Below are 11214 nucleotides of genomic sequence, written 5' to 3'. Positions count from 1 at the left end.
GCAGAAAGCCTAATTTTAGAGCCTCGACGAACGAGGTCATTTCCTAGGACGGTTAAACGAAGACCTCAGAGATACGCCAGGAATAAAAAATGCCAGTAAGCTTAACTTACCGGCATTAGACCCTAAGGTCTCCTTTCGTTTTGTAGCGAGTTAACGCTTATTCAGCAGCTGGAGCCGCTTCAGCTTTAGGCGCAGCTTCTTTCATAGAAAGACGTACACGGCCTTGGCGATCAACTTCCATCACCTTAACTTTAACTTCTTGACCCACTTGCAGGTAATCAGAAACGTTAGCAACACGCTCTTCAGCAATCTGAGAGATGTGAACTAGACCATCTTTACCAGGAAGAATCGTGATGAATGCACCGAAATCAACGATACGAACAACTTTACCGTTGTAAACAGTACCCACTTCAACTTCAGCAGTGATCTCTTCGATACGACGAATAGCTTCTTGCGTTGCTTCGTTGTTTGAAGAGGCAATTTTCACAGTACCATCATCATCAAGTTCGATAGTTGTACCGGTCTCTTCGGTAAGAGCACGAATAGTTGCGCCGCCTTTACCAATCACGTCACGGATCTTCTCAGGGTTGATCTTAATCGTTGTGATACGTGGAGCATGCTCAGAGATATCGCCACGGTGTGAACCGATTGCTTGATCCATAACATTAAGGATATGAACACGAGCACCATAAGCTTGCTTTAGTGCGATCTGCATGATCTCTTGAGTGATACCTTCAATCTTGATATCCATCTGCAGTGCAGTAATACCGTCGCGAGTACCCGCAACTTTAAAGTCCATATCACCAAGATGATCTTCATCACCTAGGATGTCAGAAAGAACAACGAAATCGTCGCCTTCTTTAACTAGACCCATCGCAATACCAGCAACAGAAGTCTTGATTGGGACACCTGCATCCATAAGTGCTAACGAAGTACCACAAACTGATGCCATTGAACTTGAACCGTTAGATTCAGTGATTTCAGATACAACACGAACGCTATATGGGAATTCTTCAGCAGAAGGCATAACGGCATTCATACCGCGCCAAGCTAGCTTACCATGACCGATTTCACGACGCTTAGGTGAACCAACCATGCCAGTTTCGCCCACTGAGTATGGAGGGAAGTTATAGTGAAGCATAAAGCGATTGGTGTATTCGCCCATGATGCTGTCAACTTTCTGTGCGTCACGCTCAGTACCTAGTGTACAAGTAACAAGAGCCTGAGTTTCACCACGAGTGAACAATGCACTACCATGAGTACGTGGAAGTACACCAGCCATAACGTTAAGAGCACGAACCATATCTGGTTCACGACCATCGATACGTGGGCTACCAGAGATGATACGACCACGTACAACTTTCTTTTCTAGGCTACCAAGTAACTTGTCGACTTCACGTAGATCAAGATCTGCGTTCTCTTCAACTAGTTTGGCAACAACAACGCTTTTAAGTGCAACAACGGCATCACGACGTTCATGCTTATCAGCTATCTGGTATGCAGATGCATATTCAGCTTCTGCAAGTTCCTTAATTTTTCCAACTAAAACAGCATCAGCAACAGGCGCTGTCCAATCCCATTTAGTTTTACCAGCTTCAGCTGTAAATTCAGTAATTGCATTGATAACGATTTGTTGTTGAGCATGACCATAAGCCACACCACCCAACATCACTTCTTCAGGTAATGAAGCAGCTTCAGATTCAACCATCAATACTGCACCCTGTGTACCAGCAACAACTAGGTCGAGGTCACTGTCAGCCAACTGGCTTACTTCAGGGTTTAGGATGTATTCGCCGTTAGTATAACCAACGCGAGCCACACCTAGTGGTCCTTTGAATGGAAGTTCTGAGATGCAAAGTGCAGCAGAAGTACCAATCATAGAGATGATATCAGGATTAATTTGAGGATCGACTGAAACAACAGTGATGATAACCTGAACTTCATTTTTGAAACCGTTCGGGAAAAGAGGACGGATTGGACGGTCAATTAGACGTGCAATCAAGGTTTCATTTTCTGAAGGACGGCCTTCACGTTTGAAGAAACCACCAGGGATTTTACCCGCTGCGTAAGTTTTTTCCTGATAGTTAACGGTTAAAGGAAAAAAGTCACGGCCCACGTCTTCTGCTTTCTTTCCAACGACAGTGACTAATACTGTTGTATCACCCATACTTGCTAAAACGGCCGCATTTGCCTGGCGTGCAATAACCCCTGTTTCCAAGGTGACTGTATGTTGACCATATTCAAAACTTTTTACGATTGGATTCACGTGAACCATTCCTTAAATTTAATAACCTTAATTTCGCGCATAAGTATACTTCATCTCTATTCAAGAGATAAAGAGCGCAGAGTGATGACAAAGCCGAAAGTTTTCTCTAAAGTGAATACTTTCAAGAATATTTTGTTATGGAACTGGCCTAAAAGAGTTTTTTTGAGTATCAACGCCCGAATAAAAGGATCGGTACATGTCTGCCAGCTTTAAATCTCTTACTTGGAAACAGACTAATCTCGTGGTTTTCTCTGCGCTTTTCTTCGCGATTGCGATTTTTATCGTAGAAATAGCCCTTGTTGGTGTGTCCGCCAGAGATCAACTTAAAGCTTCTCAGAAAGAGCTACTCGACTCGGTAGAGCAACCTGCTGCGAACGCCGTGTGGGCGCTTGATGATAACTTAGCAAAGCAGACGCTAGAGGGAATACTTAAGGTTCAGCATGTCGGTTCTGCCGTTATTGAACTTGATGACGGTTCTTTATTTGTTTCAGTATCCAACCCCAATGCTGAGCCTAATGTTTTTCAAGGACTCAGCGATCACCTTTTTGGCGATCTGAAAGAGATCTCTCGTTCACTTCTGCGGCCTTTTTACTTTGAAGGTGCAACAAAACAACACTTTATCGGCACCCTAACTGTATTTTATGATACTCAAGGGCTCACAGATTCATTACTTGCTCAATTAAAATTCAGCCTTACTGCAACTTTAGCGCGAGCGCTACTGATCACATTGCTTCTATCCATCGTATTCCATCGCTTTCTCACTCGCCCCATTGCCCAAATCAGTGAAGCCATCGATAAAATAGACCCTGAATCACCCGATAAAAATCTTCTGCCGGTAGACCCCTCACATATTGACGATGAGTTAGGTTTGGTCGCCTCAAAGTTTAATCAAATTTTGATTCAATTTGGTCAAACACAAAGTAAATTAAGAAAAATGGCAACCAGAGATCCGTTAACCGGCCTGCCTAACCGTACATTATTACTGGAAACCATCGCGGTGACGATTCAACGTGCGCGAGTCCATAAAAAGCAATTTAGCATGGTGTTTATCGATCTCGACAGATTCAAAAACGTCAATGATTCGTTAGGGCACGCCTTAGGCGACAAGTTCCTTGCAAGAATAGCCAGAGTATTAGAGCGAGTGGTCGGTGACAAAGGAACGGTCGCTAGATTAGGCGGAGATGAGTTTGTTATTCTAGCCGATGAGATCCAGACACCTGGTCAAGCGGCTGATTTTGTTGATAACTTATTGCTTCAGCTGAACACTCCTATGCAGCTCAACGAACACACGATACACCCCGCGGCGTCTGTGGGTATTTCTATCTATCCAGATGATGGCATGACAGCAGAAGATCTTATTCGTCATGCAGATATCGCCATGTACAGTGCGAAAGCGGCTGGCTCAAACCAATGGGCCTTTTTCAAGCAACAGATGACAGAGCGGGCGGCCGTTCGTTTAAGAACCGAAGCATCGCTGCATGACGCGCTTAAGCATGATGAGTTTCGACTTCATTTCCAACCCAAGTTCGACATTAAAACAGGTAAAATACTCGCCTGCGAAGCCTTGATAAGATGGCAGAAAGATGGCCGATTAATCAGCCCACTCTCTTTTATTCCTGTGGCAGAAGAAACCGGTATCATCATACCTATCGGTCGTTGGGTCATTGAAGAGGCCTGCAAAACTTTGCGAGAATGGAAAGTAAGATACAATTTCGTTTTACCTATCGCCGTCAATGTCGCTTCACAGCAATTTGCTGACGCCAGCTTGGTCCCTGATATCAAACAATTAGCCTTAAGGTATCAAATAGACCCTGAACTGTTAGAAATTGAGATAACAGAGACCTCATTGATGAATGATATCGAGTTGGCCATCTCTAAGCTGCAACAGCTTAAGTCTGCAGGTTTTGGTATTGCTGTTGATGATTTTGGTACGGGTTACTCGTCACTTTCATATTTACGGCACCTGCCGATCACAACAATGAAAATTGATCGTTGTTTCGTTACCGATCTACCGCAGGAGAGCGCTATAGCATCGACGATTTTGATGTTAGGAAAACAGTTAAATCTTAGCGTTGTTGCAGAAGGCATTGAAAACCAAGAACAGCTTGACTGGCTTAGCAGCAATGATTGTCAAATTGGTCAGGGTTTCTATTTCAGCAAACCACTGCCGATGGATGAGTTTATAGAGAAATACATCAAACCAAACACAGCCAGTATCAGCAATATTTAAATGACATCTTTACAGCGCATTGAATGAAGCAAAGCTTCAGGCGCTTCTTTCTCTAGAGGGCTCTCAGCCCATTTTATAAAGTAATAGCACTCAAGCCTTCGGTTACTGATGTTATACCAATTACATTAAGTATCTGTTCATTCCGCGGGAATTCAAAGCGCTGAAGGCAAGGTCAATATATTGCTCCTGCAATATCGACATGCACCACATCCATGTGGCTTACGGATGATTGAAGCTAATAGTTATTCTCGGCTCTGGCATCCTGCTTCGCCCTACCTTCTGCATCCATGCAGTCGTATATCTAATACCAATTCCACTAACGATGTGATCTTTCAGCGGGAGTTCAAAGCCTTGTAAGCAAGGCGGAGGCTTGAAGCTAATAGTTATTCTATATCGAAAGCCTCTAACGTAGCATAAAGGGCTTTGAAACCCGCACTACGTGAGCCTCTCAGGCATTCCACTTCTGCTTTGCATTAACTTAAAAGGGAATAACCATTTCTTCATCAATGTGCCTTGAATTGAAAAGCCTGAGTGGCTCTGAATTGATCACTTATTTAATGGAACTGGTATTAATCCCTTCAACACCGATTCACTTTCTTACAGACACAAAAAAGGAGGCCTAAGGCCTCCTTTATCTAAATCTAGTCGATATTAACGACGTAGACCTAGCTTCTTGATTAGTTCCTGGTAACGTACGTTTTCAGTACGCTTTAGGTATGCAAGAAGTTTACGACGGGTATTAACCATACGTAGTAGACCACGACGTGAGTGGTGATCGTGCTTGTGCTCTTTAAAGTGACCTTGCAGATGATTAATCTGTGCAGTTAAAAGAGCTACCTGAACTTCAGTAGAACCAGTATCGTTTTCACAACGACCGAATTCAGCCAGGATAGATGCAGTTTGTTCAGCATTTAGTGACATGTTGTCTCTCCAAATAATGCATTAATAAATCTTTAGCCAATCACTAACTCAGCTAAAGCGAGCGCGGATTTTACCTATTTATAGCAAAATACGCAATAGATAACTCATACCAATCAGTATAAATTTTTACAGACTTTCTTCATCTTCTCGAATAACAATTAGACGCTTAGGCGCTAGCATGCCGTCATCGTTCATGCATCCAATTCCGACAAACTGACGCTCATCACCTATCGTAATACGCACAATTTCATCCACTTCCAAGCCAGAAGCTTGAACTGGATTGCCGTTCATTAGGTAGGGGGCCAGAGACGCAGGCAAGTTTATCTCTTTAAACTTACTGACTGCGGTATCCATAGGCAATAACAGAGGGTCTAGCATTGATTTAGACTCAACACCGTCCGCTTCTGCTTGAGCGACCATCTCATTAAGCTGGGCTAAACTCACCATACGCTCATAAGGGTAGTCTGCGACCTGAGTCCTTCTCAACATTATCACGTGAGCACCACAACCCAACATCTCACCAAGATCATCAGTGATAGTGCGTATGTAAGTCCCTTTAGAGCAATGAATGTCTAACGTAAGCTCATCACCTTCTAAACTGATAAAGTTAAGCTCAAAGACGTTGATAGGTCGTGCTTTTCTTGGCACCTCAATGCCTTCACGGGCATATTTATATAGAGGTTGGCCTTCATGCTTAAGTGCTGAATACATCGAAGGCACTTGCATGGTCTCACCACGGAAATGATCCAATGACTCCATCAGCAGTTCCTGCGTGAAGTTAATCGGGCGCGTTTGCACCACTTCACCATCAGAATCACTGGTATCAGTTCTTTCACCCAGTTTCGCTGTCACGGTATAACGCTTGTCTGCATCGAGCAGATGTTGCGAAAACTTGGTGGCTTCTCCAAGGCAGATAGGCAACATACCCGTCGCTAATGGATCTAGCGCGCCCGTATGTCCAGCCTTATTAGCATTGAAGAGTCGCTTAACTCTCTGCAGTGCAAAGTTCGAACTCATGCCTGTATCTTTATCTAGGAGTATGACCCCATCGATAAAACGACCACGAGGACGACGAGCCATTACTCTTCACCTTCCGGCTTATCCGCTGAATCATTCTGCTCAACGTTGCCATGTTTCTGCTGCTTAGCTTCATCATCGTGAATAATACGCGTCACTAAGTTAGACATGCGCATACCTTCGACAAGCGAGGCATCATAGACAAATCTAAGTTCAGGCATAACACGCAGCTTCATGCGTCCAGCAACTAATGAACGAACGTAACCAGAAGCCGTTGTTAACGCTTCTAATTTTTCCTCAACTATTTTGTTATCTTCTTCAAAGAAGGTAACAAAAACTTTGGCGTAACTTAAATCACGTGACACTTCAACGTCATTCACTGTCACCATGCCAATACGAGGATCTTTTATATCACGCTGTAACACTTGAGCCAGCTCTTGCTGTAACTGCTGTGCAATACGACGTGTTCGACTAAATTCTCTTGCCATAATAATTTGCCACTCGGTTAAATAGATAGCTTTTTATGAACGCTATCTAAACGAAAAAAGGGCGGCAACAGCCGCCCTCTTAGCTACAATCTCTTAGAGAGAGCGTGCTATTTCAACAGTTTCAAAGACTTCAATTTGATCGCCAACTCTGACGTCATTGTAGTTCTTAACACCGATACCACATTCCATGCCGTTACGAACATCGCTAACGTCATCTTTAAAGCGGCGTAGTGATTCTAGCTCGCCTTCATAGATAACAATGTTCTCACGTAGCACACGGATTGGTGCGCTGCGCTTAATCGTACCTTCAGTTACCATACAACCAGCAATTGCGCCAATTTTAGGAGACTTAAATACATCACGAACTTCAGCTAGACCAATGATTTCTTGTCTAAACTCAGGAGCAAGTAGACCACTCATTGCGTCTCTAACTTCATCAATCAATTGATAGATGATGCTGTAGTAACGTAGATCAACACTTTCGCTATCGATAACTTTACGCGCCTGTGCATCAGCACGAACGTTGAAACCTACCATGATGGCATTTGAAGCTGCAGCTAACGTTGCGTCAGTTTCAGTTAATCCACCTACACCACGTGCGATGATATTCACTTTAACTTCATCAGTTGAAAGACCATTCAATGAATCACAAATAGCTTCCAATGAACCTTGAACGTCTGCCTTAAGCACGATGTTCAATTCTTCAACTTCGCCTTCAGTCATGTTAGCAAACATGTTCTCAAGCTTAGACTTCTGCTGGCGAGCCAGTTTAATGTCGCGGAACTTACCTTGACGGTAAAGTGCAACTTCACGCGCTTTACGCTCATCACGTACAACCGTTGCTTCATCACCAGCCGAAGGAACACCTGAAAGACCTAAAATCTCAACAGGGATAGATGGACCCGCTTCGGTAATGGCACGGCCATTTTCGTCGCGCATTGCACGAACTTTACCGTATTCAAGACCACAAAGAACGATATCGCCTTGCTTAAGTGTACCTTCCTGAACCAATACAGTTGCAACTGGACCACGGCCCTTATCCAACTTAGATTCAACAACAACACCAGCAGCCATGCCTTCTTTGATTGCTTTAAGCTCTAGTACTTCAGCTTCCAGAAGAATACCTTCTAGTAACTCATCAATACCTAGACCGCTCTTAGCTGAAACGTGAACAAACATATTGTTCCCGCCCCAATCTTCAGACATTACGCCGTGCTGTGAAAGTTCACTCTTCACGCGCTCTGGGTCAGCTTCAGGCTTATCCATCTTGTTAACTGCAACGATTAAAGGTACGCCGCCCGCTTTTGCGTGCTGGATAGCTTCAATAGTCTGTGGCATTACGCCATCATCTGCAGCAACAACCAAGATAACAATATCGGTCGCCTTAGCACCACGTGCACGCATAGCGGTAAACGCTGCGTGACCTGGAGTATCCAGGAAGGTGATCATGCCATTTTCAGTTTCAACGTGGTATGCACCGATGTGCTGAGTAATACCACCCGCCTCACCTGATGCGACTTTAGCACGACGAATATAATCTAGTAGCGAAGTCTTACCATGATCGACGTGACCCATGATAGTAACAACTGGTGCACGAGATTCAGCTAATACATCGCCGTTACGATCTGCAAGCACTTGATGCTCCAGTTCGTTTTCACGAGTTAGGACAACTTTATGGCCCATCTCTTCAGCAACCATTTGAGCAGTTTCTTGATCAAGCACTTGGTTAATTGTAACCATTGAGCCCATCTTCATCATCTGCTTGATGATTTCAGTTGCCTTAATTGACATTTTTGATGCCAATTCAGAAACAGAAACAGTCTCACCAATGCTCACGTCAGTCTTAACGACGGCAACTGGCTTAGTGAATGCGTGATCCATTGACTCTGGTGCAACACTACGATTATTGCGAGCGTTACGACCGCCACTTCGGCTATCTCTACGAGAATCTTTTCCACCGCGACGCTTACCTTTACCTGTGTTAGCAGGTGCACTAGCTGGAGCTGGTGTTGGCGCTTTACGAGGGCGACGATCGCGCTTTTCAGCGTTAGCATCGGCAGTGTCTTCTGCAGCACGAGCTTCTGTTGAAGTCGTTACATGGTGATCGACACTTTTCTCAGATTCTTTACGTTGCTTCTCTTCTTCAGCCCAACGAGCCGAGTTTTCTTCTGCAAGAATACGAGCTGCTTCTGTTGCTGCTTTCGCATCAACATCAGCTTTAGCTTTAGCTGCATCATCTTTAGCGGCTTGAAGTTTATCAGCTTCATCTTGAGCTGCTTTTTCTTCAGCTGTCGGTGCAACTTTAACTTTTGCAGTCGCTTTCGCTTTTTCTTTCGCTTCAGCATCGGCTTTAGCCTTAGCTTCTGCTTTCACTTTAGCTTCGGCATCAGCCTGAGCTTTAGCGGCAAGATCAGCAGCAGCCTTAGCTTCAGCTTCTACTTTTGCAGCAGCTTCTGCTTCAGCTTCAGCAGCTGGGTCGCGCTTAACAAAGGTGCGAGTCTTACGGACTTCGACTTTAACATCTTTAGAGTCGCTACCGGTTCCAACACTTAATGTTGAAACTGATTTACGTTGTAGCGTCATCTTTGTTGGTGCTGTATCACCACCATGCTGCTTCTTTAAAAATTCAAGCAATTGTTGCTTTTCTGCCTCAGTAACTGAGTCAGTTTTACTTTTCTTAATACCGGCATCGGAAAACTGCTCAACCAAACGGTCTGCGCTTTTCCCAACTTCTGTGGCCAGTGTTTCTACTGTTGTTTCTGCCATCTGTATAATCCCCTCTGTTGATCGACTTATGCTTCTTCGCCAAACCAACAGATATTGCGGGCTGCCATGATGAGCTCACCAGCCTTTTCTTCTGTCAATTCTTCAATATCGATCAAGTCATCAATGCCTTGTTCGGCTAAATCTTCTAGTGTAATAACGCCTTTACTTGCAAATACAAACGCCAGGTGTCTCTCTAGACCTTCGAGTGCAAGTAGGTCTTCACTTGGTGCAACACCATCTAATGCTTCTTCAGAAGCCAGTGCGCGAGTAGAGATAGCCGCTTTAGCGCGCTCTCTCAAAGCTTCAACGATCTCTTCGTCAAAACCTTCGATTTCAATTAGCTCTGACGCTGGCACATAAGCCACTTCTTCTAATGAAGTGAAACCTTCATCAGCAAGAACCTGAGCAAAATCTTCATCAACGCCTAATGCCGAAACAAATAAGTTAACGACTTTAGCGCTTTCAGCTTGATGTTTAGCTTGCATATCAGCCACGGTCATCACATTCAGAACCCAACCAGTAAGTTGAGTTGCTAAGCGAACGTTTTGTCCGTTACGACCAATAGCCTGAGCTAAACTGTCAGCTTCGACGGCGATATCCATAGAATGGTTATCTTCATCGACGATAATTGATGCAACATCAGCAGGAGACATAGCATTGATAACATATTGAGCTGGATTATCATCCCACAGCACGATATCAACACGTTCACCATTTAGCTCATTAGATACAGCTTGAACACGTGCACCACGCATACCAACACAAGCACCGATAGGATCGATACGCTTGTCGTTAGACTTAACCGCAATCTTGGCACGTGAACCTGGATCACGAGCTGCTCCCATGATCTCAATCATCTCATCAGCAATTTCCGGTACTTCGACACGGAAAAGCTCAATAAGCATATCAGGCTTAGTACGTGTTAAAAACAGCTGAGCACCACGTGCTTCTGGACGTACAGCAAAAAGTAATGCACGAACACGATCGCCTGGACGGAAGCTTTCACGTGAGATCAAATCTTCTTTGAACAATACAGCATCTGCATTGCTACCAAGATCAACCACAACGCTTTCACGATTACTCTTCTTAACAACGCCGGTGATTAACTCACCTTCTTTGTCTCTGAATTGATCAACAATTTGAGCACGTTCAGCTTCACGTACTTTCTGTACGATAACCTGCTTAGCTGTTTGAGTCGTAATACGGTCAAACACAACTGACTCGATATCGTCTTCGATATACTCGCCAAGTTGGATCTCAGGATCTTCGTACTGAGCCGCTTCTAGTGTAATCTCACTAAAAGGGTTTTCCAAAGGCTCGCCCTTGTCTTCAACAACCATCCAACGACGGTAAGTGTCATACCCACCCGTTTTACGGTCGATCTCTACACGAACTTCGATGTCGCCTTCATACTTTTTCTTGGTGGCAGTTGCTAATGCAATTTCCAACGCTTCGAAAATTTTCTCGCGAGGAACACCTTTCTCATTTGAAACCGCCTCAGCGACTAGCAAAATCTCTTTATTCAT

The 11214-nt window shown here is 44.2% G+C and carries 7 protein-coding genes; 1 reads left to right on the top strand and 6 read right to left on the bottom strand.

What is annotated here, in order from left to right; translation table 11 throughout:
- Positions 1-157: 157 nt before the first annotated feature.
- Entirely contained in the window at positions 158-2266 is a 2109-nt protein-coding gene (gene pnp, locus FN961_RS11885) for a polyribonucleotide nucleotidyltransferase (protein ID WP_144040390.1), read from the bottom strand.
- A gap of 196 nt (positions 2267-2462) precedes the next feature.
- On the opposite strand from pnp, the gene FN961_RS11880 reads away from it, so the two are divergent.
- Complete coding sequence (locus FN961_RS11880) at positions 2463-4496, top strand: putative bifunctional diguanylate cyclase/phosphodiesterase (RefSeq protein ID WP_144040389.1); 2034 nt, start codon at positions 2463-2465, stop codon at positions 4494-4496.
- A 651-nt stretch (positions 4497-5147) separates the two neighbouring features.
- Here FN961_RS11880 and rpsO read toward each other — a convergent pair.
- The 5 genes from rpsO to nusA form a co-directional block, all read right to left on the bottom strand.
- Positions 5148-5417: a 30S ribosomal protein S15 gene (rpsO, locus tag FN961_RS11875; protein WP_012326155.1), complete on the bottom strand. Its 270-nt coding sequence runs from the start codon at positions 5415-5417 to the stop codon at positions 5148-5150.
- 126 nt (positions 5418-5543) lie between these two features.
- Positions 5544-6497 carry a tRNA pseudouridine(55) synthase TruB gene (gene truB / locus FN961_RS11870; RefSeq protein WP_144040388.1) on the bottom strand — a complete coding sequence of 318 codons (954 nt, stop codon included), beginning with the start codon at positions 6495-6497 and terminating at the stop codon, positions 5544-5546.
- A complete protein-coding gene (rbfA, locus tag FN961_RS11865; protein WP_144040387.1) occupies positions 6497-6922 on the bottom strand; it encodes a 30S ribosome-binding factor RbfA in 426 nt (141 codons plus the stop codon). Before rbfA ends, truB begins: the two co-directional genes overlap by 1 nt.
- 93 nt (positions 6923-7015) lie before the next feature.
- Positions 7016-9688 carry a translation initiation factor IF-2 gene (gene infB / locus FN961_RS11860; RefSeq protein WP_144040386.1) on the bottom strand — a complete coding sequence of 891 codons (2673 nt, stop codon included), beginning with the start codon at positions 9686-9688 and terminating at the stop codon, positions 7016-7018.
- Positions 9689-9714: 26 nt separating this feature from the next.
- Positions 9715-11214 (bottom strand): transcription termination factor NusA, encoded by a 1500-nt coding sequence (gene nusA, locus FN961_RS11855; RefSeq protein WP_144040385.1) that lies wholly within the window; start codon positions 11212-11214, stop codon positions 9715-9717.

It is taken from the genome of Shewanella hanedai (assembly GCF_007197645.1).
Classification (GTDB): Bacteria; Pseudomonadota; Gammaproteobacteria; order Enterobacterales; family Shewanellaceae; genus Shewanella; species Shewanella hanedai.
The sequence above is the reverse complement of the archived record's forward strand: the minus strand, read 5'-3'. Positions and strand labels throughout refer to the sequence as shown.